Genomic DNA, 23,771 nt, shown 5'->3' with positions numbered 1-23,771 from the left:
AAGCGCGCTTGAGCAGGGATGCGAATCGCGCTGGCTCGTCAGCCCGAAAGACGTGGGAGGTTTACCCGCAGGGCAATATTTCGCGCCAGGCGCGGGTGTTGGGCCGCCGCCCTGCGGCCCGACTCGGTTGAGGCGGCGAGGGTCAGGTGATCACTGAACGACTATCAACCGAAACCAGATCCAATCTCAATCTCAACCTCAACCTCAATCTCAACCTCAATCACCAAACGAATATCAACCGAAACCTGGTTCGATTTCCCCCTTTACTCCTTAAACATCCCCTCAATCCGCGCCAACAAATGACTCGCACTATAATAGTCCAGCCGGAAAGTATCATAACCCACCGCATAAACACGGTTGTGCTCAATCGCTGGGATGTGCGCTAAAAACTGATTACTTTTCAATGCATCAACTGAAAGTTGATCGCCGGAGAACAGTAAAATCGTCTCCCCACTTAACCCCTCGGCCAGCTTCTCACCACCTAACTGAATGATATCCTTGCGATGTCCCATGCTGGTGTTGCCTTTTACGGCATCAGGAATAGTCGCCAGCGTGAAGCCTAATTGCTGTAATAACTTCCCCTGCGCTGAGTTTTCAGTCCATAAATTAGCGGTGCTGCCCGCCGCTTGATAGACAAAAGCGGAGGTGGGTTGTGGTGGCAGGGTGATATTCTGCTTCACCTCATTAAGCCGATTGGCAAAATTATCAATCACTTGTGTTGCGTCTGACTCATGCCCAGTGGCATGTCCCAGAACCATGGCTAACTCCTGCCAGCTCTTATCATCATAATTAATCACTAATGTTGGCGCGATAGTGGATAACTGCTCATACAACTTCAGCGCGGAATCGCCACCTGTAGCGGAAATGATAATTAAGTCTGGGTTCATGCCGGCGACAGCTTCGGCATTTGGCTCGGTTTGATACAGTGGCACCAGTTTTTTAGCCTGTGCAACATCTGACCACTGGATAAAGAACCCTTGATTATCCGCGACAGTGGTATTGGGGGCAGTCGCTCCGGTAGCAATAACCGGGGCATTGATCGCCAGTAAAGTGCCGGTGATGGTGATGCTGGTGGAGACAATACGCTGCGGCTGTGAGGTCAATGTGACCGGGCCTTTTGCTGTCTCCACCGTTCGGGACCAGGCTGGCGTATCTTTCGCTGGCGCTGATGTCTCGGCATCTTGCGCAGGTTTGCAACCAGATAATCCGAAAGTGAGAGCCAGAAAACTGAGCAGGAGGAGAACAAAACGAGCTGTTTTTGGTGAAATTGGTGGTATGTATCGGGATATCACGGCATTTCTCTCTCTGTTTGACGATGCTGGGACGTAATTTATCACGCCATAAAATGAATGGTAGTCATTATTGTTTCGATTATGATTTGTAATCATAAGACAAAATCGCTCAATATTGCGCTATGCATTTAGCCGCATATCAATGAATAAAATTGTCACTCTTCCCGCCCTATTTCTTTGCTTAAAAATCGATACCAAAGACAATGTCGATAAATTGATAAATTCTGCTGCATATCGGACCTGATAGTTTTTTAATGAATTTTTGTTAGTTTTTTATTTATTTCTTAAAATATCATTTAGTGGAGTGTTTAATGCTGACATTGCAGGTGCCGCTAATGGCGACTCAGTAATCAAATTAATTGTTTGGCTTATAATCCTAATAGTTAATAGGCAAGATGACACTGTATTTATATTCAAAATAAATACATATTCTGTGAAAAATACTGAGAATTTTTAATCATTTTTTGATCAAGATTTGCGATCGCTATTTACATTTTAATAGATAAAATCAATCAGTTATTTATTATTGATCGGCCGCCTTGATCTTTTGCGTTGATTTTATGCTATTTTGATGATGAATCCTGATATTAAGACTTTTTCCCTGCGGGAATTATCAGCGATAAACACCTTGAAATCTCAAGGAAATAAACTAAAAAAATAAAACACAGGGGTATTCCCGTGAATTTTCTAAAACATATCACCATCAGGATGGCGTTATTATCTATTCTTGTTATATTTTTGTTGCTCTGGGGAGGTGTTTCAACCTTTACACTATTTTCACTTAATCAATTGATGCACTCTTTGCAACTGAGTTCCAATCAACAGAAAAACATTAATATTATTAACCGAGGTAATGACCAATATTTCCGCGTGGTAACACGTTTAAGTCGTGCGGCAGCATATCGCCAGAGTGGGGCAACTGCCGATGCAGATCGTGAACTGGCTTCAGCAGGAGTGGCGCTTAAAAATACCCAAGACGCGTTGGCGGCATTTAAGCTGCAAAAGCATGAGCCGATGGACCCCTTATTGACGGATAAAACGATTCAAAGCTACTCAACACTCCTGAGTCAAGGAATAGAACCTATGTTCAAGGCGGTAACTGAGAATCGCTTTGATGATTATAACAATCTGTTTAATCAAGGTTATCCACCATTAAGTCGCGAGTTTGGCGCGGCAGTAGAGAAATATAACTCTACTGTCGATCAAATAACCGAGGCCGCCAGTGTTCGGGTTGAGCTATTGGTCACTTGGTGTGAGCGGGCGCTGGTAGCGGCATTAATTGCCGGTTTCATTATTTTGCTATTAACCGATCGTTACATTGTTCACTATCTGGTGCGCCCGTTGGATTCGATTAAACAGCACTTTAAGCGGATGGCAGAAGGGCAGCTAGGTCGACCAATGGCTGAATTTGGCCGCAACTGCGTTGGGCAATTAATCCCCTATTTGCGTGAAATGCAAAATAGCCTGGTGAACACTGTTTCGACTATCCGCAGTAGCACCGATGCCATTTATACTGGCGCGGGCGAGATAGCAGCAGGCAATGCGGATCTCTCTTCGCGCACCGAACAGCAAGCGGCAGCACTGGAAGAGACGGCTGCCAGCATGGAGCAGCTGAATGCGACGGTGAAACAGAATGCGGAGAATGCGCATCAAGCCAGTAAGCTGGCAGATAATGCCTCTGTCACGGCACAAAATGGCGGGCGGATAGTTAATGATGTGGTTGCGACCATGAGTAGTATTACCGAAAGCTCGCGGCGTATTGCTGACATCATCGGCGTGATTAACAGTATTGCTTTCCAGACGAATATTCTGGCTTTGAACGCGGCAGTTGAAGCTGCTCGTGCGGGTGAACAGGGGCGTGGTTTCGCCGTGGTCGCCAGTGAAGTGCGCAATTTGGCGCAACGTAGTGCGCAGGCCGCCAAGGAGATTGAGGGGCTAATTAGCGAATCGGTCTCTCGCGTCAATATTGGCTCAAAGCAAGTCTCTGAGGCCGGAGAAACAATGAACAGCATTGTTCAGGCAGTGACAAATGTGACTGATATTATGGGTGAAATTGCCTCTGCCTCCGATGAGCAAAGCCGTGGTATCAGCCAAATTGGTCAGGCTGTTGCTGAGATGGATGGTGTCACACAGCAAAATGCTTCCCTGGTGCAAGAATCCGCAGCAGCAGCGGCCTCGTTGGAAGAACAGGCTCGCCAACTGACTGATGCTGTTTCGGTATTTAAACTATCGGATAACATGCAAACGGCATAACCATAATTAAAATAAGGATTAAGCTTAAGTTAGCGAAACTTCTGCCGTAATAAAAAATTAAGTATATAAACCACTCGTTTGGGCTAAGTGATTAGTCTGGGCGGGTGGTTTTTTATTTTCAATTAAAGATATTTTTTTATAAAAACGATACAATACGAATGGTTGCAGTTGGCTTGTAATAATAAAAATCATATATTCTTCATCAGGTTAAATAATGAATATGACTTCTTTTCGTGGTGTATTTTTTGTTTTGATACTGCTTTTTTCATCCTCCTCTTTCGCCATTAACTGCCAGCGGGCGGTGACACCGGTGGAATACACCGTATGCAGTAATGAGGATTTACACTGGTTAGACCAAACATTCAGTGAGATCTATCAGGCGATGCTCGTCAAATATGATACTGAAATCATTTATCAGCAACGGCGAGTGTGGGAGAAAGCATTGAATAGCTGTACCAGTAATAGCTGTATTCAGCGCGCCTATTTTCAAGGCATCGCATCTATGTCTGATATTGATAAGAATTTTGATTGGAAGGGGCAGTGGTGGAATATCACCAAAGGGAATGAGCGAGGAGGTGTTATCAAAATTAACCGAATTACCGAGTGGGGCCTCAGTATTGATAGCCGTGCCTGGTCGGGCGAAAACAGTGGTGCTTTCAGCGCCGAAGCGCGTAAAATTGAGGGGCTAGCTGTTGTTGATCTCATTGATAAAACATCAAATTGTCGCTTGTTGCTGATCCCGATAAAAGATGGTTCTATTCAGGTACACAGCAATGGTAGTTGGGGGTGTCGTATTTCGATGCCTAAAGATGTCTTTATTGATGGGCAATATGTGAGAGCGGATGAAGATCCCCGCCAGGAACCAACACTGCTCTCTATCGGCATTTTTGCTAATGCTGTGGACGATAAAAACTTCCGCGATTTAGTCGGTGATAATTACACTCAATTTGTTGCTTCAGCCAATGTCTATATCTATACCCCTGATCTGGATAACCGAGGGGCTAAAGTATTAACTACCTGGGTGCGTGGTGCGGCCAATAAACGCGCATCAATAATCATGTATAGCCCTACCGGTGAGATATGGGCTGCTTTTGTTGCACCAGAAAAAAATGGCGATTTGCAGATTCACTATTTTACTAATGTTGCTGGCGATAAAGATAAGAGACCAAAAACCATTACACAATGGCAACAAACATTTATGGATAACTGACTTTTACGCTAGGCCACAGTGTTATTTTCTCTGATTTTACACTGTGGCTAGTTTTATCATCACTTTCTGTGAAATAACGCCTTTACTCCAATGTACCAATGACATTCAGTGCCATATCATCGGGCACTTCATTATAAGACAATACATTTAGCCCATCGCAGAATAATCGTGCATAGCGCGCGACCAATGGGCGTAGTTGTGGTGTAACTAATAAAATTGGCTGGTGATTCTCTGCCTTCATTTGTTCTTTAATGATGGGCATATTCTGTTGCAGCTGAGTTAGGATATTGGGTTCAACAGGGAAATTATCCAAAACAACTTTTCCCGCTTGCTGTGCCTGATTCAGTGAGCCTAATAACATATTCTCTAAATCGTGATTGATGGTATAAACCGCCAGATTTTTATCGTCGCCATTGATGGCATTAACGATCCCGGAACGCAAGGCGTAGCGCACATCAGAGGTCAATAACAGAGCATCCTTGGTGACATTGGCACTTTCCACTAAGGTAGTGGCAATGGTAACTATATCTTTCAGTGAGACATTTTCGATTAATAATTGGCGATACACTTTAAGCAGTTGACTGAAATTAAGTGCCGCAGCTAAATCTTCAGCCAGACGTGGTGACAGTGATTCAAGCCGTTGGTGTAATTGAGTGATGTCGTCATAATTAAACAGTTCAGATAAATGATCCCGCACCACTTTATTCGCATGTGTTGCTACCACACTGGCACAATCAACTATCTGATAACCGAAGTTTAAAGCGGCCGCTTTATCATGTGGCTCTATCCACACCACGGCCAGGCCGTAAGTTGGATCTATAGCCAGAATACCATCGATCTCGCCATATTGTTCCGCTGTAGGAATTGCCATCAGTTTATCAATATGGACTTCGCCCCCCGCCATTTTGACACCATTAATATTGATGGTGTACTGAGAGGGTTTTAAGCGAAAATTCTCCCGGACTTTAATTTCGGGTAATAGAATTCCGCAGGTTTCGGAAATAATTTGCCGTACCCCCCGCAGGCGTTGGATCAACGGACGACCTTTTGATTCATCAACCAGTGTTACCAGTTTATAACCCAAATTCAGGCCGATGGGCTCAACCACCGGGATATTCTCCCAATTGATATTTAACGCACTATCTTCAGAGATGGCTTGGTTGATGGCTGTAAGATCGGGTTCAGCATCAGCTTGCTGAATTTTTTTACTTTGCTGCCAAGCAGCGAACAGGAGTAATCCGGTGAAGCTGAGAAAGGCAAGATGGGGCATCCCCGGCACAATGGCGAGAATGAACATCACAAATGCCGCAGCATATAAGATGGTCGGTTTAGCCAATAACTGATCTTTAATTTCATCAGTCATATCCCCGCCATCACTGACTCGAGTGACAATAATTGCTGCTGCGGTTGCCAATAATAGCGACGGAATTTGTGCGACCAAGCCATCACCAATGGTCAGCAAGACATATTGCTGGAACGACTGGCTAGCGCTGAGATCGTACTTAAAGATACCGATACAAACACCGCCGATAACATTGATCACCAAAATCATAATACCGGCAATGGCATCACCGCGAACAAACTTGGATGCACCATCCATTGCACCGTAAAAATCAGCTTCACTGGCGACGTCTTTGCGGCGTAGACGTGCTTGCTCCTGATTGATTAACCCAGCATTCAGATCGGCATCAATTGCCATCTGTTTTCCTGGCAAGGCATCCAATGTAAAGCGCGCGGAAACCTCAGAAATTCGCTCGGCACCTTTGGTTACTACCACAAAGTTGATGATCATCAGGATGATAAACACCACGAAGCCAACTACAAAGTTGCCGCCAATGACCACCTGACCGAATGCTTCAATGACCTTACCTGCAGCACCCGCGCCCTCATGACCATTGAGTAATACCACTCGAGTCGAGGCCACATTCAATGTTAGGCGCATTAAGGTTGCAATCAGCAATACGGTCGGGAATATTGCAAAATCGAGAGGCCGTTTACTATTGACACTGACCAATAAAACTAATACTGATAGAACAATATTAAAAGTAAATAAGATGTCCAATACGATTGGTGATAGAGGCAAAATAACCATTGCCAGTACGCAGAGTATTAATATTGGTACAGTGACATGTGTCTCTTTCAGCACATGAGCAATATAATTAAATTTATTTTTCATCATGGAATTTCTGCATCTCTTTGGGAATACCAAGGTGGGTATTTAATACCGGCTTATTTGCCTGCCCGGCGCGCCAGGACTTAACCTGCATAACATAGGTCAATACCTGAGCGATGGCGCGATATAACTGGGCTGGGACCTGTTGGTTAACCTTGGTTGTATGGTAAATCGCTCGAGCTAAAGGGGGAAACTCAACAATTTCAATATTGTGCTCTTTAGCAACACTCCGAATATACAAAGCGATATCATCTTTCCCTTTTGCGACAATATAGGGAGCGCTGGCTTTTTCTGGGGCATATTTCAATGCAACTGAAAAATGAGTCGGGTTGGTAATAATCACGTCAGCATCAGGAACAGATTTATTAATTTGGCCCATGGCAAATTGCCGTTGTAACTGACGAACCCTAGCTTTGATCTCTGGGTTTCCTTCATTACTTTTGTGTTCTTGTTTGACCTCCTGCTTAGTCATTTTCATTTTTTTGGTGAAAAGATAAGTACTCAGCGGAATATCGATGGCGGCAAATATCACAATAATGGCGATGAAATAGACCAAAATACCGTGATATAAGGCGAAACCTTCAGTGATCGCTTCCTGTAAAGGCAAAGCCTGTAAACGCAGCAAATCAGCCAGTGAACTGGTGATCATAAAATACAGCATGTAAAGCACGATGCTGCACTTGCCGAGCATTTTCAGTACTTCTGTCCCATTACTGGCGGAAAATATTTTCTTAATACCCGCCAGAGGGCTGAGTTTTTTAAAGTCAGGAATTAATTTTACTGGCGTGAAATTCCAACCCCCAGGGATTAAGGTTGCCAATATAGTGACCAGCGAAATAGGGGCCAGCGTAGCCAAGAATTTCAAAAAGATATAAATGTTAGTCAACAGTAACTGTTCAAGTGCGGCGGGATCATCGATCCTGCCGGCCATTCGGCCAACAGCTAAAAATGACTCGCGTATCAACTCCTTATAATAAGGTAAAAATACCGTCAGTATGATCAATGAGGTGACCAACCCAGCCGCCATGGTGACGTCTTTTGAACGCGGGATATCCCCCTTCTTTCTGGCTTTAGTCAGTTTTCCTGAGGTTGGCTTTTCGCTTTTTTCTCCGCTGCTCGCCGACATCAGTTCACCTTCATCCGCTCAAGCTGAGTCAGGATCTCGTTGGTCAGGTTGAGATAATGATCGGGCACATTGATTGCCAATAACAGTAAACACAGCAAACCGAACAGCATGCCGATTGGAAATCCGAGAGAGAACAGGTTCAAAGTGGGTGAAATACGGTTCAGTAAACCAAATGATCCCTGGACGATTAGCATGATAAAGGTGGTTGGCAGCGCCAGCAGTGTGGCGGAGGAGATGATCCAGCCGAGGCTTAATGCCAGCGAGCGTAGCGAGAAATCATTGATAGCCTCACCCATCGGCCAGCTCACGAAGCTTTTGTATAGAATGGTGACCAGCAATAAGTGCCCATCCAGCGTAAAAAAGATCAGTGCGCTAAAAACATAGATGATTTGTGAAACTACCGTCGTCGAGGCACCGCTGGCTGGATCATTCATCACCGCCATACCCAACCCCATATTCATGGATAAAATTTGCCCGGCGGCTTGCAGCGCGGTAAAAGCCAATTGCAGCATTGAGCCAAATAACCAACCCCACAGAATTTGCTCGCCAGCCAATAATAGTGAGTTCATCGACAGCAACTCGCCGAGGATCACGGGCTGGCGGAGCATTGGTGTGATGAGTACTGCCAGCAGTAATGCGGTGCCAATTTTCGCTTTACGGGTAAAGGCCCGATGCTGAATAACCGGGCAAAAATGCAAAAATGATAAAATGCGAACAAAGGGCAACCAGAGGGCAAATAGTGGGGTCGTCAACATCTGAATATCGATTCCCATCAGTTTTATCCAACCAACTGTGCGGCTTGCTGGAAAATGTTGACGGTGAAGTCACTCAGTTTGGTAATCATCCACTTGCCGGCAAAAATCAAGACCAGCATGGTCATCACCAACCGTGGTAAGAAGCTGAGTGTTTGCTCATTAATCTGCGTAGTGGCCTGGAAAATGCTCACCAGCAGCCCGGTTAACAAACTGGGGATGATTGCAACCACCGAAATGATCAACACCAGTTGTAATCCGGCAGCAATAATATCTCCGGCAATATCAGTGGTCATCATGCTATAGCCCCTGAACGCTGGCAGTCAGCGTACCCACGATTAATGTCCAGCCATCGCATAAGACAAATAGCATCAATTTAAACGGCAAAGAGACAATCAAAGGTGACAACATCATCATGCCCATTGCCATCAAAATACTGGCGACAATTAGGTCGATAACCAGAAACGGAATGTAAATCATGAAACCTATCTGGAAGGCTGTTTTCAGCTCGCTGAGAAGATAAGCGGGCGTCACCACAGTCAGATCTTGCTGTTGTGCATCGCCAGTGACCTGAGCAATTTCCATCATCTGTTCCAACGATTTAGTGCTGGTCTGCGCGAGCATATAGTTCTTGAGTGGCACTTCTGCCCGGCTAAGTGCTTGCGGCAAGGTGATTTCATCATTTTGGAAAGGAATGACGGCATTTTCATGGATCTGGGTCCAGACCGGTCGCATAACCAATAAGGTCAATGCCAGCGCAATCCCGGTCAGCACTTTATTGGGTGGGCTCTGTTGCAACCCCAGCGCCTGGCGCAATATCGCCAGCACGATAATAAAGCGGGTGAAGCAGGTCATCATCAACATCATGATGGGCAGTAGGCCGAGCAACGTCATCAAGATCAGGATCTCAATTTTGACGTTATAATCCTGGCCGCTCGCTGTTTGCGCGGTGCTGAACAGGGTGATTCCCCCCTCCTGTGCCAGAAGAGAGGGGGAATACAATAACCCACTGAACAATAATCCACTGAAAAGCAATCCGCGGAACAATGATCCTGGCTTCAATAAGCCACAGTCCAATCGGCTCCGGCTCACGACGGCAGGGGTCATAGCTTGCAGGTGGCTGAAGGTCATAGCGCGAGTTCACCCAAACCTTGGCTATTGAAGCTAATAATGCGCAGGCCATACTTTTCATTGACCACAACCACCTCAGCCTGACCGAGCAAGATGCCATTGACCTTGATATCCAGTGGTTCTCCCGCCAATTTATCTAACTCAATGACAGAATCATTATTCACTAACATCAATTCAGAAAGGGGGATATCTACTGAGGCGACTTCTAGTGTCAAGGTGACAGGAATACGGCTGAACAGTGATATTTTGCGTTTTTGCTCATGCAGGTTGCTATCCACTGTGGCCGGTATTTCAACAGCTTCGACAGGCAGTGCTGCACTGACTGTTGGCTCTTCCATTGAGAAGTTAAAGTCCAACTCATTGCTGAGTTCAATTGATTGGTCAGTCATGGTTTATCTCGTTAGTTTTGTCATTAAATTCAGATAAAAATAGCTTGCCGCGACTCTCGGTTATCACAGCGCTAAATATATGCTGCTTGCCAATAAGTACTGGAAATCTTTCAGGGAGTGTGGCGAAGATAATATCGCCCTCTCTTAACTCCATCAGTTCAGAAAATGTCAATTCACTGCAACTTAATTGGCTGGTGAGTTGAACCGGCAGTTTGCTAATCAACAAATCGAATTGTGCGGTTGATAGGGTTTGCAGTTTTTTATTTTCCTCTTTTTGTTTGGTTTTTAGTGTATTGAGAAGTCTATCCACATGAGGAAGATCAATCAGAAGTGTAAAGCCACAATTCTCAAAATCTTTTAACCAAAAATCCATGCGATATGACCAATTCATTATTGGGGTAGAATTGCTATTTTTTATCGCTAAAGGATCACCAAAAACGGGCTGATTCAGGATTAAATCTGTTATCTCAAGACTCAGCTTGTTTTTTAATCTTTCTTCGGTTTTTGTTATTGGTGAATCCCCCATAGAAGAAATAATGTTTTTTTCTTTGGTTAAACCATAGTAGTCATTAAGGATGTTCAGCAGTAGAGTGCGGTCGATATCAAATCCGATATTGCCTATTTGACTGATGAGCACTTGTGTATTTTTATAACTGCAATCCGACTTAAACTTAATATTTGATAGTGTAATATTGATACGATACTTTTTTAAGAAGTAGAGACTAACTTCAGCCTCAATAACAGCAAAGTAATCACCTACGATCTTGGGTATTTTATGATAAGGACGTCCTAGCTTATTAATATCAAGCGCTAATATATCCGGCAGTGAGTCACCATTATAAACTCTTACTTTAGCTTTGTTTTGCTGCATAGCTTATCCAAAATTCCAGTCCGACTAATTCGCCTCACCTTTACCAGCAGTTATGAGACGTGAGTTTGTATTAATGCTATTGAGTCATATTGATTACAGAGTGTGAAATCACACATTCACCAATGTTAATTTAACTAAAGGATAAATAATACGCTATATAAGCGTCCTCATCGGTTTGTAACTTAAGTTCTCACAGGATTGTGATTAAACCTTTTATTACAAGACAGTACAATAGGTATTTAATTATTAATTTATTTGTTTTTTATCCTTAGATTAATAGATTTTTTTCAATGCATTGATTTTAATGAGTTAATTTTTTTAATTTTTATTTAATTCCTTTATTTTCAACGAGGAGGATATAGTTCTCCCTCAGTGGGTTTTCTTGCTGTCATATTAATGATTGAACAATCGATTATGGTTTTTTGTTTTTTCTTTTCTTAGCATTTAAGAAATGATTTTTAAGGTCGCTTTATTAACGGTTGAATATGTTTTGCTGAATATGTTCTATTGGCTTCTCTGGAGAGTGATTACATTATTATGAATACGACTATGGATGTACTATCTAAAAATGAACATGGTTTTGTTGCTAATGCTCCCTCCAGTGTGAGTGTATTCTCTCTTGCTCGTCGGGTGGCAGAATTTAATGTTCCGGTATTAATCACCGGTGAAACAGGGACGGGCAAAGAGTGCGTAGCAAAGTATATTCATCATAAAGCTATGGGGAGCAATTCACCCTATGTCGCTGTTAACTGCGCCGCTATTCCTGAGAGTATGCTCGAGGCGATATTATTCGGCTACGAAAAAGGGGCGTTTACCGGTGCGGTTGCCAGTGTTGCAGGTAAGTTTGAACAAGCTAATGGTGGAACACTATTACTAGATGAAATAGGTGATATGCCGTTAGCACTACAAGTTAAGTTATTGCGCGTGCTGCAAGAGCAAGAAGTTGAGCGTTTAGGTGGTCACAAGCGCATTCCGCTAGATATCAGAATTATTGCCTCAACGAATAAAGATTTGGGTATAGAGATTGCTGAAGGACGTTTTCGTCAAGATCTCTATTATCGTCTCTCCGTTGTTCCCATTCATATCTCGCCACTGAGGGAACGACCTGAGGATATTATGCCGCTGGTGATGGCGTTTTTTAAAAAATATCGTAATTTTTTGGAAGTGAAAATTAATATTACTCCGCAAGCACAAAATGAGTTACAGACATACCCTTGGCCGGGAAATGTCCGTGAATTGGAAAATGTTATTCAGCGAGGGATCATTATGAGTAATAACGGTTTGATAGATATTCCACATTTAGGTCTATTTGCTGCGGATGAAATCACGTCAACAGAAAATAAAGTGGCAGAAAATAAGCCGATCTTTTCTGTTTCAAGTGTGAAGCCTACTGATGGTGAAGGTAACATTAAATTGCGCGGTCGCTTGGCACAATATCAATATATCGTGGATTTACTGCAACGACACAAGGGAAGTAAATCCAAAACGGCCGCATTTTTAGGTATTACACCGCGAGCGCTGCGATACCGATTAGCCAATATGCGCGAAGATGGTATCGATATCGAGTGTTACTCATAAGAGGAAAAAATGATGGATAAAATTGGGGCTATCACTATGCCCAATCTGCAATTGCCCATGATAGCGGAAATGCAGCAGATGGCAGCCATGGCAGGCAACCGTATTGAGTTCAACACAATATTACCTGAGCCTGCCGGTAGTAGTTTGTTTGTTCAGAGAAAGGAGGCCAGTTCCGCTTCTTTTTCCCACGTATTCAATGGCGCGATTAATAGCGTGAATAATTTACAACATGTGGCCAGCGACAAGCAGACCGCCATGGATATGGGCATCAGTGACGATTTAACAGGCACGATGCTAGCAAGTCAGAAAGCCAGTGTGGCTTTCTCTGCGATGGTGCAGGTGCGTAACAAGCTTACCACTGCGCTCGATGAAGTCATGAATACTGCGCTGTAAGGTAAATCGGTGTTAGATAAAATTAAGCAAAAAATCCCCACCGTTAGGTTGGGTGATAATCAAAAAAGCATCTTGATGGGCGCGGTGGCTATTCTGGTCAGCGGGGCGATTATTTTGAGCCTTTGGCGTAGTTCGCAAGGTTACACGGCACTGTTTGGCTCACAGGAAAATATTCCGGTGGCGCAGGTCGTCGAGGTGCTGGATGGTGAGGCCATCGCCTATCGTATTAATCCGGATAACGGTCAGATATTGGTTGCCGAAAAACAGCTAGGTAAAGCCCGCATTTTGCTGGCAGGCAAAGGCATTACAGCCACTTTGCCGACCGGTTATGAGCTGATGGATAAAGAAACCATGCTGGGCAGTAGCCAGTTTATCCAAAATGTGCGCTACAAACGCAGTCTGGAGGGGGAGTTAGCGCAAAGTATCATGGCATTAACCGCCGTAGATTATGCGCGTGTTCACCTAGGTATGAGTGAAGCCAGCTCCTTTGCCATCAGTAATCGCTCTGAAAGTAGTGCATCGGTCGTGCTGCGCTTGAAATATGGCCAGATACTGAAAACGGATCAAGTGGGTGCGATTGTCCAGTTGGTTGCGGGCAGTATCCCCGGAATGAAAGCCGCCAATGTGAGGGTGGTTGATCAGCATGGTGAGCTGTTGTCAGAAGCCTATCAGGCCAACGGCAAGGGGATGGCGAGTGTGAAGAGTGGGGCTGAATTAGCCGATTACTTGCAGAGCACTACCGAGAAAAGTATTGCCAATCTATTGAGTTCCGTGGTCGGTACAAACAATTACCGCATCAGTGTGGCGACACAGCTGGACTTGAGTCGCATTGAAGAGACACTGGAGCGCTATGGCACAGAACCCCGTGTTAGTGATGAGCACATCCAGCAGGAAAATGGCAATGAGGATATGGCGATGGGGATACCGGGTTCCCTGAGTAATCAGCCTGCTGCTCAACTCAATGCCGCAAACTCAGCGCCCACTGCTAGCCGCAGCCAGGCACAACGCAAGTATGCCTATGACCGCGATATCCGCCATGTCCGCTATCCGGGTTTTAAGCTGGAGAAGATGACGGTAGCCGTTATCTTGAATAAATCTGCACCAGCACTGGAGAAATGGACCCCAGAGCAGTTGAGCGAATTGAAGCGCCTGATTGAAGATGCCGCCGGCATTGATGTTAAGCGGGGCGACTCTCTGACACTGAATATGCTGGCCTTTAGTGCGCCAACCCTGATTCATGAACCTGAACTCTTGTGGTGGAAAGATCCAATCACGCATCGTTGGGCTGAAATTCTGGGTATTGGCTTGTTATCGCTGCTGTCCCTGCTCTTTGTCGTGCGGCCATTGATCAAGCGACTATTGCGCAATGATCCGAGTCATCGCCCATTAGTGCTCGCAACGGAAAAAGGCAGTGATAGCCCGGCGCCATTGGATAGCACGAATACAAGCCCTCCACCGGTCATATCGCCGCTCTCTGGCGCGTCATTCCAGCAGGAGGATAACTTGCCACCGCAAGGGTCTGGTTTGGAGACCAAAGTCAACTACTTGCAACAACTGGCTCAGTCAGAAACTGAACGTGTCGCCGAAGTCATTAAACAATGGATTAATAATAATGAACGAATTAAGCCCCAATCAGAGTGATGAAACCGCTATCAGCGATGACCTCCCTGCTGCGTCTACCTCAAGCCAAGTACGCAGTCGTTTGGAGCAGGCCGGGATTTTGTTGTTGAGCATCGGTGAAGAAGCGGCGGCGGCGGTGATGCAAAAACTGAGTCGTGAAGAAGTGGTGTGTGTCAGTCAGACGATGTCCCGCCTACATGGCGTCAAATTGACCCATGCACGGCAGGCACTGGATGATTTCTTTGTGGATTATCGTGAACAAAGCGGTATTAACGGCGCATCCCGCAGCTACCTGCAAGAGATTCTGAGCAAGGCGTTGGGCAGTGATATCGCTAAAAGTGTCATTAATGGTATTTATGGCGATGAAATTCGCCACCGCATGATGCGGTTGCAGTGGGTAGGAACACCGCAGCTGGTGGCGCTGATTGAACAGGAGCACTTGCAATTACAGGCTGTTTTTTTGGCATTTTTACCCCCAGATGTTGCAGCGGAAGTGCTGAGCTATCTGGATAAAGGCCGCCAGGATGACGTGTTATACCGCATTGCCAAGCTTGATGATGTGAACCGCGATGTGATTGAAGAACTGGATCGTCTGATTGAACGCGGTGTGGCCGTGCTGTCGGAGCACGGCTCCAAAGTGATAGGAATTAAGCAAGCAGCGAATATTGTCAATCGCATCCCCGGTAACCAGCAACAGTTGTTGGAACAACTGGGTGAGCGCGATGAAGAGATCTTGAATGAGCTGAAAGATGAGATGTATGAGTTCTTTATCTTGAGCCGCCAAAGTGAAGCCACCTTGCAACGCCTGATGGATGATATCCCGATGAGTGATTGGGCGGTGGCACTGAAAGGCACCGAGCCGATGCTGCGCCAGTCTATCTACGATGTGTTGCCCAAACGCCAAATACAGCAGTTGCAAAATGCGACGAATCGTATGGGGCCTGTGCCGATCAGTCGTGTAGAACATGTACGTAAAGAGATCATGGCGCGGGTACGACTACTGGCAGAAGCGGGAGAGATCCAGGTGCAATTGTTTGCTGAACAAACCATGGAGTAAGGTAATGTCGACAAAAAGCAGCCTACGTACCAGTGGTATGAAAGTGCGGGTTCATCAGTTCCCGCCATTACGTAAAATCCGCCAAAACCTACCCTCTGATGATCTGTTAGCCCTGGATCCGGCATCATACCAAAAGCAGCTGATGGCGGGTTTTCAGGAGGGGGTCAGTCAGGGGTTTAATAAGGGGCTGACCGATGGCAAAGAGGAGGGATACCAGGAGGGGGTTCGCCTCGGTCATGAAGAGGGGCTAAAAAAAGGGCGGATCGAGGGGCGTCAATCTGAAAGCAGCCGCTTTAATGAGGCTATCGAACCATTCACCGGTTATGTCGCGAAGATGCATGATCATTTGCGCACTTATGAAACCCGCCGCCGCGATGAGCTGCTGCAATTGGTGGAAAAAGTGACTCGTCAGGTCATTCGCTGCGAACTGGCCCTGCAACCGGCACAGTTACTGGCGCTGGTTGAAGAGGCGCTGATGGCCCAACCCGCCGCTCCGACACAACTGAAAGTGTACCTTAATCCTACCGAATTTGGCCGTATCAATGATGTGGCGCCGGAAAAGGTGAAAGAGTGGGGCTTGGTGGCGGATGCAGAGATGGCCAGCGGTGAGTGCCGGGTGGTGACTGACACCACAGAAATTGATGTCGGTTGTCAGCACCGTTTGGATCAATGCGTTGATGCCCTAAAGAACAGCTTACTGCCGGATCAAGATAACCAGTCGGATCAAACAGATGAGTGAGTTAGCGGCACTTCATAACGCGCTGAAATCCATTGATAACATTAGTCTCGCCAGAGTTGCTGGCCGACTGGTGCGGGTGAATGGCATTTTATTGGAAAGTGTCGGCTGCCGGCTGGCTATTGGGCAGCGTTGCCGCATCGAGAGTGCTGAAGAGACTTTTATTGATGCGCAAGTTGTTGGTTTTGACCGGGAAGTAACCTATCTAATGCCCTTTAAGTCACCCGATGGCTTGATCGGCGGCGCACGGGTATTCCCCTGTGAACAGGACGGCGAACTGCTGATCGGTGATAGCTGGCTTGGTCGGGTGGTGAATGGCTTAGGCGAAGCGATTGATGATAAAGGGGCATTGGGGGGGGATACGCCATTGCAGCAACATCTGCCGCAAATCCACCCCTTGCAGCGCCAACCTGTTAGCGAGCCTTTAGATGTGGGGGTTAAAGCGATCAACGGGTTGCTCACCATTGGCAAAGGGCAGCGGGTGGGATTGATGGCAGGCAGTGGCGTGGGTAAAAGTATGCTGCTTGGCATGATAACCCGTTACACCCAAGCGGATGTGGTGGTGGTCGGGCTGATTGGCGAACGTGGTCGCGAGGTGAAGGAGTTTATCGAGCATTCGTTGCAGGCCAGCGGCATGGCAAAATCGGTCGTGATCGCCGCACCGGCAGATGAGTCTCCACTGATGCGCATGAAAGCCACCGAACTGTGCCACGCCATCGCCACTTATTATCGCGATAAAGGCAAAGATGTGCTGTTGCTGGTGGATTCACTGACCCGTTATGCCATGGCCCAGCGGGAGATTGCCCTGTCATTGGGGGAACCTCCCGCCACCAAAGGTTACCCGCCCTCTGCTTTCAGCATTATTCCCCGACTGGCAGAAAGTGCCGGAAACAGCCATGGCAGCGGCACCATGACCGCCATTTATACTGTGCTGGCGGAAGGGGATGATCAGCAAGATCCGATCGTCGATTGTGCCAGAGCGGTATTGGATGGCCACATTGTATTAACCCGGAAATTGGCTGAGGCGGGGCACTATCCTGCCATTGATATTGGGCAATCGATCAGCCGTTGTATGAACCAAATTACCTCACGCGAACAGATAATATCTGCCCGCTTATTGAAACAGAGTTACGCCGATTATATGGAGATTAAACCCTTGATCCCGCTGGGTGGCTATGTGCCCGGTGCAGATCCTATGGCTGATCGGGCCGTGCAGTACTATCCGGCGATCACTGATTTCCTACGCCAGGAAGTGGATCAACCGGCGCTGTTCCCGGCAACGCTGGAACAGCTAAATAGGTTGTACCCGCAATCTGAGGTAGGCTATGAGTGAACAACGGATGGTTAAAACCTTGCAGCAGTTACAGCAGCTACGCCAGCGGGCGCTCAATCAGGCCACCAGTCAACTGGCACAACAAAAACGGTTGTGTCAGCGCTATCAGAATAATATCAATGCACTCACTTCGTTAACGCGCTTTCCATCAACCACCGACCTAGAGACTCCCCCGACCTTCGGCGCTTTGCAGATGGTCAATAATGCGCACTATAAGCGCCATATTCAGCGTGTCATTGATTGGCAAAAACAGGAGCAGATACTGGCGGATATTGAAGCGGACAAGCTACAGGTTCAGTTGCAGCGACAGGCCTGTCGGGAAAAAATTGTCGCTGTGGTGCTAGAGCAGCAGCAGCAATTCTGCCAACTGGAGCAAGGGCGGCGTGAGCAGAAAATCACTGACAGTTTGGCGGCACAGTGTTGGCAGCGGGGGAGGCAGTGAAACTTGATTAGATCCCAATCACTAAGCCAGTTATTAACCCAATAAAAAATCGCCATAGCATAAAAGAGTCTATGGCGATTTTTTGATCGGATGAGTGTATCTCATAAAACCTAAAATAGTTGTGTTACCTAAAATAATTGTGTTAAGAGTAATTGCACAGCCTTAATAATAAAAGTAAAAACAGCGAGTTAACCTGCATAAAGAAAATCTGAATGGCTCTCCGTCAAAGAGGACAAGATATTCATCTGCATAGTAAGCAACATACCATTATGGTGATTTTGCTGGCGGCAAGCATCAGCCCGTAAGTGAAGATCAGCCCATAGTGCACCAGCGTGTTCGCGATAATGTGTCGGCAAACGTGATAACAATAAGTGCATCCCCTCCTTATGAGCAGGTAATTCTAGCTCCTGCATTAACATCCTGCGCTCACTGGCTGTTTTATCAATCATATTATACAGCTCCGTCAACTGTAAATTGAGCGCATTCAGAGCTTCAATATCACGGTTAATCATCAGCTCCCGTTGCTTTATCAGCAGCTTTTCCAACGCAATATAGCGTTTGCGGTCTTCCTGGATTGCAACCAACAACTGCTTCACGTTGTTCTGCTGCTGAATATTCTGGGTGGGTCCCATGGTTCCGTTAACTCCTGTGGAAATTGAGCATCGCCTTGGCAATTTCTGCGGTATTCAGCTTGATTTTCCCAGCCTGAATATCGGCTTTGATGGCAGCAACTCGTTCGCTATCAATGTCCGGCATCGCTTGTAATTTGGCGTGCAATTCACCCGCTACGGTTCCATGTTGCGGAGTATTTGCCATGGCCTTAACGGGGGCAATAGGCTGAATAACCTGGGAGTTTTCTGTTGTGGCGGTTGGCGTGGCAACTACCGCCTGCCGCCGATGTGCATTAATTTCCATATAAAGTCACCTTATCGTCAGTTAATGGGCTGTGGATCCAAGTCTGTCGAATTATTCTGAGTATCGGTATCCACAACCTGATATAGCGTCACAGCCGGGTTAAAAATTAACTTATTGTGGTCAAATACCAAGCATCCTGACCTTGCCAATATCATCGACCATCGCAGTGACGGTCCGTTGGCTACTAAGATTTTTCACTTTGATCAGTTCACCTTTGCGGCCATTTTTTAGCGCCTCGCCGAGCATTTTCGCTTCAATGCCATCTTGCTCGGCAATCATTAGCACCTGCTGACCTCGGGTGACTAAAACCGGCTGTTCCAATTGCGAGGGAATAACCACTTGCAGGGGGCGGATGCGGCGTTTGACGGTGAAACCGAGTATCTCGTCTGGGTTAGTGATGTAGCCACTCTGGGTGGTCGCAATGTTCTTTTTCTTCAATTCAATATCACTCGGTGCCACCACTATCCCCCGCTCAAGGGGTTTTTTCGCCACCCATACTGGCAGATAAATATCAGGTTTTACAGTCACCGCCACTTCCCAGCCCACGCCATCACGGCAGCTAATGTCATAGCGCAAACGCGATAAATCACGCTGCCCATTCAGCGGCGCTGCCACTGTTAGCTCATTGAGGCAGGTTTTATTTTTGCTCCCTTCTGTCGGAATAAAAATATTCATTTTTACGTTATAGCCCTGCCAGTTTTTGTTTTTGGCGGTTTGGCTGATATCGGCGCTGGCAGCTTGCAATGCTTGCGCATAAATCTGCTTTCGAGCGCTTATTTCAGCACTGTAAGCCGTACCCGAAGAGAGCGAAATAAGGCCAATGCAAAGGGAGAACAGCCCACATAGGGGGCGGATGAAAAAAGGTTTTGATAAAGGGAAGAAATATTTCCCTTTAGGAAGTGAAAATAAGTAAAAAACAATACTATTCATGATGTTATAAACCTGGCACGTTGTTTGCATTATTGAGTGTGATTTCGTGCAATCATCGCGTTTTAACATCAAATCAGGACGTATTTTGTGGGCATTAACTTTCAGAAATCGTTAGGGATACACCCTGCGGCGATGCAGCTTCGACTTACCAGAGCAGAGCTGCTATCGGCCAACTTAGCGAATGTGAATACGCCAAATTTTCAGGCTAAAGATATTGATTTTGCCGCTGAAATGCAACGAGCAAAACAGGGGGGAGTGGTGTCAGCACAGCTGCTATCACCTCAAATGAAATACCGGCTGCCCTATCAGCCATCACAAGATGGCAACACAGTGGCATTGAATGTTGAGCAGGCAGAATTTTCAAAAAATACCCTTGATTATCAAACAAGTTTGTCATTTCTCAATATGAAACTGGCCGGTTTGAAACAAGCGATTGAAGGGAAATAAGGATGTCATTTAACAATATTTATCGGGTATCAGGCTCTGCCATGACCGCCCAAACGATCAGACTCAATACCATCGCCAGTAATTTGGCAAATGCAGAGTCACCCGCCACTTCGGCGGCGAATGTTTACAAGGCCCGCAGCCCGGTATTCTCGGCAGTTTATCCCTCCCGCAGCGCAGCCAACCCCCGTGGTTTGCATGGTGCTCAGGTACAAGTGTTGGACGTGGTTGAAACCGGCGGTTCGGTACAGCGTTATGAACCAAATCACCCACTGGCTAACCCGCAGGGTTATCTCTTTTATCCGGCTGTGAATGTGGTGGCGGAAATGGCTGACATGATGTCGGCATCACGCAGCTTTGAAACCAATGTTGAAGTCCTCAACAGTGTAAAAAGTATGCAGCAGAGTGTATTAAGGCTAGGAGAGCGTTAAGCATGAATGTTAATGACAGCAAAAGTTTACTTAGCAGCGGTAGTCACAATCCATTAACGCCTGAGGGCGGGATGATAAATGGCGAACAGCTTAATAATCAGTTTATGACGTTATTAGTGGCGCAGATCCAGAATCAGGATCCACTGAACCCTACCGATGGCACCGAGTTCGTCAGCCAGATGGCGCAGCTTTCGCAGGTTCAATCCACCGAAAACATGGCCAAAATGCTTAAAAACAATACGGTGCAGATGGAGAGAATGCAGGCCATGGCGACCGCCAATCTGGTGGGGCAGCAGGTGATGGTTGAAAGCAGCACCCTGACATTGGGTAAAGAGAATCAAAGTGGGCGACTGCAGTTACAACATGCCGCCAGCAACGTGATGATTTATCTGACCGACGCAATGGGGCAGGAGCATCAAATCAATATAGGCGAGCGACCTGCCGGTAACGTCAATTTCACCATCAATCCCGCTAAAGAGAATCTCAAACCGGGCAAATATCACATTAGTGCCGAGAGCAGCAGTGGGGAAAAATTTATTCCGCTGGAGTTGGCTGGTGTGGTTAGCAGTGCGCGTATTCCACAGCAGGGTGGGATGGCGCAATTGAACGTCGCCGGTGTGGGTGATGTGCCCTACAGCAAAATAAAACAGTTTGGGATTTGACCCAACGTCGTAACGCTAAATTTAACCAATTAATTCATAAGAGAAATTTATTATGAGCTTCAGTATTGCCAATACCGGTCTGAGTGCCGTGACCGAACAGTTAAATACCATCAGTAATAATATCGCCAACTCGGCCACCAAAGGGTACAAATCGAGTCGGACGGAGTTTGGATCTATGTATGCACAGTCTCAGCCATTAGGTGTCGCAGTGACTGGTGTATCACAAAGTATCAGTAAAGAGGGGTCAATCAACCGCACTGACAAAGCCATGGACCTGGCTATTTCTGGCGGCGGTTTCTTTGTGGTGAAAGACAGTGCTGGTGACACGGCGTACACCCGTGCTGGTGCGTTTGATACCGATAATAACGGCAAGTTGGTCAACTCGGCTGGCCTGAAATTACAGGGCTATCCGGCGGATGCCTTAGGGAATTTACAAACCGGTATCATTACCGATTTACAGGTCAACAGTGCCGGCATTCCTGCCAAAGCGTCCAGCAAACTGGAACTGATGGCAAATATTCAAGCTACAGCCAATGTGCCCACTACTGCAGTCTTTTCCCCTACCGACAGTAACAGTTTTAACTTCAGTACGACCTCGACGATTTATGACTCATTAGGCCGTGAACATGCGCTGAGCCAATATTTTATTAAGCAGGCGGCGGGTGAGTGGAAGGTGGAATACACCGTCGACAGTGTGCGGGTGGGTACAGCACATACTTTAGAATTCGATCAGCATGGCGTGCTAGATCCTGCGACGGCCCAAAAAACAGCCCTTAGCGGTAACTTCTCCCCTACGGGGGCGGCAGCTTACAGCATTGATATCAATTACAGCGGCAGCACGCAATTCAATGGTGCTTTTATCGCCACTAAAAATAAAAGTGATGGCTATACCGCCGGTAGCAAAAATGGTGAGCGCATTGAGAGTGATGGTTCGCTATATGCCACTTTCAGCAATGGCGAAAGAATGCTGCAAGGCAAGCTGGTACTGGCGAACTTTGCCAATCCAAATGGCCTGGCCACTAAAAATGGCACCAGTTGGAGTGAAACCGGCAAATCTGGCGCAGCCCTGCTAGGGGCGCCGGGGACGGGCTTGCTAGGTAACGTCGAAGCCGGGGCATTGGAGTCGTCCAATGTGGATTTAACCGCCGAATTGGTTGGCTTGATGACCGCACAACGTAACTATCAGGCGAATACCAAAATCATCAGCACCAATGACAGCATGATGAATGCACTGTTCCAGGTGCTGTAATGGATAAGCTTATCTACACCGCCGTCAGTGGCGCTAACCGCAGCCTGATGCAGCAGCAAATTCACGCCAATAATCTGGCGAATGTTAATACCCAAGGGTTCCGCGCTGATCTGGAGCGTGCCACCGCGACGCCCGTTCCGGGCAGTGGCTATAACAGCCGCGTGGCGGTATTCAGCCAAATGGCGGGCGTCGATATGACCACCGGCAGTTTGCAGGAAACCGGCCGTGATCTTGATGTCGCCATTAAAGACAGCGGGCTGATTGCCGTGCTCAGTGGTGGTCGTGAAGTGTATACCCGCAACGGTCAGATGAGTGTTGGCCCTGACGGTGATTTGACCATCAATGGCTTGCCGGTATTGGGTGATGGTGGCCCGATCGTGTTACCGCCTTACTCCTCATTATCTGTGGCCGATGACGGCACTATTGCCATCATTCCGCAGGAGGGGGGGATCAAGGTGCCGGCGGAGGTTGAGCGCATCAAACTGGTGGATATTCCGACCAATCAGCTCACTAAAAATAACCGTGGCTTACTGGTAAACCGCCGTGGTGCAGCACCACGCGATGAGAGTGTGCAACTGGTGAGCCGACATCTGGAAAGCAGCAATATCTCTGCCATCAGTGAGATGACCGCCAGCATTGCCCTCAGCCGCCAGTTTGAGGCGCAGATCAAAATGATGAAAGTGGCCGAAGATCTGGCCCAAACGGGTAACCGAATGATTCGTGGTAGCTAATGGTGGCCTTAGCTACCACAGCGACCGCACAAACTTATTTTATGGATATGAAA

The 23,771-nt window shown here is 46.7% G+C and carries 24 protein-coding genes and 1 pseudogene; 14 read left to right on the top strand and 11 right to left on the bottom strand.

From position 1 onward, the window contains the following. Window positions 1-263 precede the first annotated feature (263 nt). Window positions 264-1,289 (bottom strand): Fe2+-enterobactin ABC transporter substrate-binding protein, encoded by a 1,026-nt coding sequence (fepB, locus tag AACW11_RS05985; protein ID WP_445285804.1) that lies wholly within the window; start codon window positions 1,287-1,289, stop codon window positions 264-266. 681 nt (window positions 1,290-1,970) lie between these two features. Between fepB and AACW11_RS05980 the strand changes: the two genes are divergently transcribed. Both AACW11_RS05980 and AACW11_RS05975 read left to right on the top strand, forming a co-directional pair. Continuing rightward, window positions 1,971-3,545 (top strand): methyl-accepting chemotaxis protein, encoded by a 1,575-nt coding sequence (locus AACW11_RS05980; protein ID WP_212584054.1) that lies wholly within the window; start codon window positions 1,971-1,973, stop codon window positions 3,543-3,545. A gap of 214 nt (window positions 3,546-3,759) precedes the next feature. Beyond that, window positions 3,760-4,755 (top strand): lysozyme inhibitor LprI family protein, encoded by a 996-nt coding sequence (locus AACW11_RS05975; protein ID WP_212584053.1) that lies wholly within the window; start codon window positions 3,760-3,762, stop codon window positions 4,753-4,755. Between the two features lie 82 nt (window positions 4,756-4,837). Here AACW11_RS05975 and AACW11_RS05970 read toward each other — a convergent pair whose 3' ends face one another. The 7 genes from AACW11_RS05970 to AACW11_RS05940 are packed head-to-tail and all read right to left on the bottom strand — an operon-like array spanning window position 4,838 to window position 11,197. Then, window positions 4,838-6,934 (bottom strand): flagellar biosynthesis protein FlhA, encoded by a 2,097-nt coding sequence (locus tag AACW11_RS05970; protein ID WP_212584052.1) that lies wholly within the window; start codon window positions 6,932-6,934, stop codon window positions 4,838-4,840. Further along, window positions 6,921-8,054: a flagellar biosynthesis protein FlhB gene (gene flhB, locus AACW11_RS05965; protein WP_212584051.1), complete on the bottom strand. Its 1,134-nt coding sequence runs from the start codon at window positions 8,052-8,054 to the stop codon at window positions 6,921-6,923. The genes AACW11_RS05970 and flhB overlap by 14 nt, the downstream gene beginning before the upstream one ends. Next, window positions 8,054-8,827 carry a flagellar biosynthetic protein FliR gene (gene fliR / locus AACW11_RS05960; RefSeq protein WP_054873053.1) on the bottom strand — a complete coding sequence of 258 codons (774 nt, stop codon included), beginning with the start codon at window positions 8,825-8,827 and terminating at the stop codon, window positions 8,054-8,056. The genes flhB and fliR overlap by 1 nt, the downstream gene beginning before the upstream one ends. Window positions 8,828-8,832: 5 nt before the next feature. Next, window positions 8,833-9,105, bottom strand: a complete 273-nt coding sequence (fliQ, locus tag AACW11_RS05955; RefSeq protein WP_048617708.1) for a flagellar biosynthesis protein FliQ — start codon at window positions 9,103-9,105, stop codon at window positions 8,833-8,835. Between the two features lies 1 nt (window position 9,106). Continuing rightward, window positions 9,107-9,937 (bottom strand): flagellar type III secretion system pore protein FliP, encoded by an 831-nt coding sequence (fliP, locus tag AACW11_RS05950; RefSeq protein ID WP_212584050.1) that lies wholly within the window; start codon window positions 9,935-9,937, stop codon window positions 9,107-9,109. Beyond that, the gene (gene fliN, locus AACW11_RS05945) at window positions 9,934-10,326 is read right to left on the bottom strand and encodes a flagellar motor switch protein FliN (RefSeq protein ID WP_212584049.1); all 393 of its coding nucleotides are present in this window, start codon (window positions 10,324-10,326) and stop codon (window positions 9,934-9,936) included. Before fliN ends, fliP begins: the two co-directional genes overlap by 4 nt. After that, window positions 10,319-11,197 carry a FliM/FliN family flagellar motor switch protein gene (locus AACW11_RS05940; protein WP_212584048.1) on the bottom strand — a complete coding sequence of 293 codons (879 nt, stop codon included), beginning with the start codon at window positions 11,195-11,197 and terminating at the stop codon, window positions 10,319-10,321. The genes fliN and AACW11_RS05940 overlap by 8 nt, the downstream gene beginning before the upstream one ends. Before the next feature lie 504 nt (window positions 11,198-11,701). On the opposite strand from AACW11_RS05940, the pseudogene AACW11_RS05935 reads away from it, so the two are divergent. The 7 genes and pseudogenes from AACW11_RS05935 to fliJ all read left to right on the top strand — a co-directional run. Beyond that, window positions 11,702-12,775 (top strand): annotated as a pseudogene (locus tag AACW11_RS05935) (sigma-54 interaction domain-containing protein); the annotation flags it as partial. A gap of 12 nt (window positions 12,776-12,787) precedes the next feature. Then, window positions 12,788-13,168 carry a flagellar hook-basal body complex protein FliE gene (gene fliE, locus AACW11_RS05930; RefSeq protein WP_212584187.1) on the top strand — a complete coding sequence of 127 codons (381 nt, stop codon included), beginning with the start codon at window positions 12,788-12,790 and terminating at the stop codon, window positions 13,166-13,168. A gap of 9 nt (window positions 13,169-13,177) precedes the next feature. Beyond that, window positions 13,178-14,809, top strand: coding sequence for a flagellar basal-body MS-ring/collar protein FliF (fliF, locus tag AACW11_RS05925; RefSeq protein ID WP_212584047.1), 1,632 nt, complete (start codon window positions 13,178-13,180; stop codon window positions 14,807-14,809). Then, entirely contained in the window at window positions 14,781-15,845 is a 1,065-nt protein-coding gene (locus AACW11_RS05920; RefSeq protein WP_212584046.1) for a flagellar motor switch protein FliG, read from the top strand. Before fliF ends, AACW11_RS05920 begins: the two co-directional genes overlap by 29 nt. Before the next feature lie 4 nt (window positions 15,846-15,849). Further along, window positions 15,850-16,584 (top strand): flagellar assembly protein FliH, encoded by a 735-nt coding sequence (gene fliH, locus AACW11_RS05915; protein ID WP_212584045.1) that lies wholly within the window; start codon window positions 15,850-15,852, stop codon window positions 16,582-16,584. Continuing rightward, the gene (fliI, locus tag AACW11_RS05910) at window positions 16,577-17,914 is read left to right on the top strand and encodes a flagellar protein export ATPase FliI (protein ID WP_212584044.1); all 1,338 of its coding nucleotides are present in this window, start codon (window positions 16,577-16,579) and stop codon (window positions 17,912-17,914) included. The genes fliH and fliI overlap by 8 nt, the downstream gene beginning before the upstream one ends. Beyond that, window positions 17,907-18,356, top strand: coding sequence for a flagellar export protein FliJ (fliJ, locus tag AACW11_RS05905; protein WP_212584043.1), 450 nt, complete (start codon window positions 17,907-17,909; stop codon window positions 18,354-18,356). Before fliI ends, fliJ begins: the two co-directional genes overlap by 8 nt. 188 nt (window positions 18,357-18,544) lie before the next feature. Here the strand turns inward: fliJ and flgN are convergent, their stop codons facing one another. From flgN to flgA, 3 genes are all read right to left on the bottom strand, one after another. Next, window positions 18,545-18,988, bottom strand: a complete 444-nt coding sequence (gene flgN / locus AACW11_RS05900) for a flagellar protein FlgN (RefSeq protein ID WP_212584042.1) — start codon at window positions 18,986-18,988, stop codon at window positions 18,545-18,547. Window positions 18,989-18,995: 7 nt separating this feature from the next. Beyond that, window positions 18,996-19,271, bottom strand: a complete 276-nt coding sequence (gene flgM, locus AACW11_RS05895) for a flagellar biosynthesis anti-sigma factor FlgM (RefSeq protein WP_212584041.1) — start codon at window positions 19,269-19,271, stop codon at window positions 18,996-18,998. A gap of 120 nt (window positions 19,272-19,391) precedes the next feature. Then, window positions 19,392-20,231 (bottom strand): flagellar basal body P-ring formation chaperone FlgA, encoded by an 840-nt coding sequence (flgA, locus tag AACW11_RS05890; protein ID WP_212584040.1) that lies wholly within the window; start codon window positions 20,229-20,231, stop codon window positions 19,392-19,394. A 57-nt stretch (window positions 20,232-20,288) separates the two neighbouring features. Here flgA and flgB point away from each other — a divergent pair, with 57 nt between their 5' ends. The 5 genes from flgB to flgF are packed head-to-tail and all read left to right on the top strand — an operon-like array spanning window position 20,289 to window position 23,718. After that, window positions 20,289-20,648: a flagellar basal body rod protein FlgB gene (flgB, locus tag AACW11_RS05885; protein ID WP_212584039.1), complete on the top strand. Its 360-nt coding sequence runs from the start codon at window positions 20,289-20,291 to the stop codon at window positions 20,646-20,648. A gap of 2 nt (window positions 20,649-20,650) precedes the next feature. Continuing rightward, the gene (gene flgC, locus AACW11_RS05880; RefSeq protein WP_212584038.1) at window positions 20,651-21,076 is read left to right on the top strand and encodes a flagellar basal body rod protein FlgC; all 426 of its coding nucleotides are present in this window, start codon (window positions 20,651-20,653) and stop codon (window positions 21,074-21,076) included. A 2-nt stretch (window positions 21,077-21,078) separates the two neighbouring features. Further along, window positions 21,079-21,738 (top strand): flagellar hook assembly protein FlgD, encoded by a 660-nt coding sequence (flgD, locus tag AACW11_RS05875; RefSeq protein ID WP_212584037.1) that lies wholly within the window; start codon window positions 21,079-21,081, stop codon window positions 21,736-21,738. A gap of 52 nt (window positions 21,739-21,790) precedes the next feature. Further along, window positions 21,791-22,987: a flagellar hook protein FlgE gene (gene flgE / locus AACW11_RS05870; RefSeq protein ID WP_212584036.1), complete on the top strand. Its 1,197-nt coding sequence runs from the start codon at window positions 21,791-21,793 to the stop codon at window positions 22,985-22,987. Further along, window positions 22,987-23,718, top strand: a complete 732-nt coding sequence (flgF, locus tag AACW11_RS05865) for a flagellar basal-body rod protein FlgF (protein WP_212584035.1) — start codon at window positions 22,987-22,989, stop codon at window positions 23,716-23,718. The genes flgE and flgF overlap by 1 nt, the downstream gene beginning before the upstream one ends. The last annotated feature ends 53 nt before the right edge of the window (window positions 23,719-23,771 follow it).

It is taken from the genome of Yersinia sp. Marseille-Q3913, assembly GCF_963892745.1.
Classification (GTDB): Bacteria; Pseudomonadota; Gammaproteobacteria; order Enterobacterales; family Enterobacteriaceae; genus Yersinia; species Yersinia bercovieri.
The sequence above is the reverse complement of the archived record's forward strand: the minus strand, read 5'-3'. Positions and strand labels throughout refer to the sequence as shown.

Bases quoted from the DNA above. Each gene is read 5' to 3' on its own strand.
- AACW11_RS05975 (WP_212584053.1), top strand. From the start codon at position 3,760: ATGAATATGACTTCTTTTCGTGGTGTATTTTTTGTTTTGATACTGCTT.
- AACW11_RS05970 (WP_212584052.1), bottom strand. From the start codon at position 6,934: ATGATGAAAAATAAATTTAATTATATTGCTCATGTGCTGAAAGAGACA.
- flhB (WP_212584051.1), bottom strand. From the start codon at position 8,054: ATGTCGGCGAGCAGCGGAGAAAAAAGCGAAAAGCCAACCTCAGGAAAA.
- fliR (WP_054873053.1), bottom strand. From the start codon at position 8,827: ATGGGAATCGATATTCAGATGTTGACGACCCCACTATTTGCCCTCTGG.
- fliQ (WP_048617708.1), bottom strand. From the start codon at position 9,105: ATGATGACCACTGATATTGCCGGAGATATTATTGCTGCCGGATTACAA.
- fliP (WP_212584050.1), bottom strand. From the start codon at position 9,937: ATGACCTTCAGCCACCTGCAAGCTATGACCCCTGCCGTCGTGAGCCGG.
- fliN (WP_212584049.1), bottom strand. From the start codon at position 10,326: ATGACTGACCAATCAATTGAACTCAGCAATGAGTTGGACTTTAACTTC.
- AACW11_RS05940 (WP_212584048.1), bottom strand. From the start codon at position 11,197: ATGCAGCAAAACAAAGCTAAAGTAAGAGTTTATAATGGTGACTCACTG.
- fliE (WP_212584187.1), top strand. From the start codon at position 12,788: ATGGATAAAATTGGGGCTATCACTATGCCCAATCTGCAATTGCCCATG.
- AACW11_RS05920 (WP_212584046.1), top strand. From the start codon at position 14,781: ATGAACGAATTAAGCCCCAATCAGAGTGATGAAACCGCTATCAGCGAT.
- fliH (WP_212584045.1), top strand. From the start codon at position 15,850: ATGTCGACAAAAAGCAGCCTACGTACCAGTGGTATGAAAGTGCGGGTT.
- fliI (WP_212584044.1), top strand. From the start codon at position 16,577: ATGAGTGAGTTAGCGGCACTTCATAACGCGCTGAAATCCATTGATAAC.
- fliJ (WP_212584043.1), top strand. From the start codon at position 17,907: ATGAGTGAACAACGGATGGTTAAAACCTTGCAGCAGTTACAGCAGCTA.
- flgN (WP_212584042.1), bottom strand. From the start codon at position 18,988: ATGGGACCCACCCAGAATATTCAGCAGCAGAACAACGTGAAGCAGTTG.
- flgM (WP_212584041.1), bottom strand. From the start codon at position 19,271: ATGGAAATTAATGCACATCGGCGGCAGGCGGTAGTTGCCACGCCAACC.
- flgA (WP_212584040.1), bottom strand. From the start codon at position 20,231: ATGCAAACAACGTGCCAGGTTTATAACATCATGAATAGTATTGTTTTT.
- flgC (WP_212584038.1), top strand. From the start codon at position 20,651: ATGTCATTTAACAATATTTATCGGGTATCAGGCTCTGCCATGACCGCC.
- flgD (WP_212584037.1), top strand. From the start codon at position 21,079: ATGAATGTTAATGACAGCAAAAGTTTACTTAGCAGCGGTAGTCACAAT.
- flgE (WP_212584036.1), top strand. From the start codon at position 21,791: ATGAGCTTCAGTATTGCCAATACCGGTCTGAGTGCCGTGACCGAACAG.
- flgF (WP_212584035.1), top strand. From the start codon at position 22,987: ATGGATAAGCTTATCTACACCGCCGTCAGTGGCGCTAACCGCAGCCTG.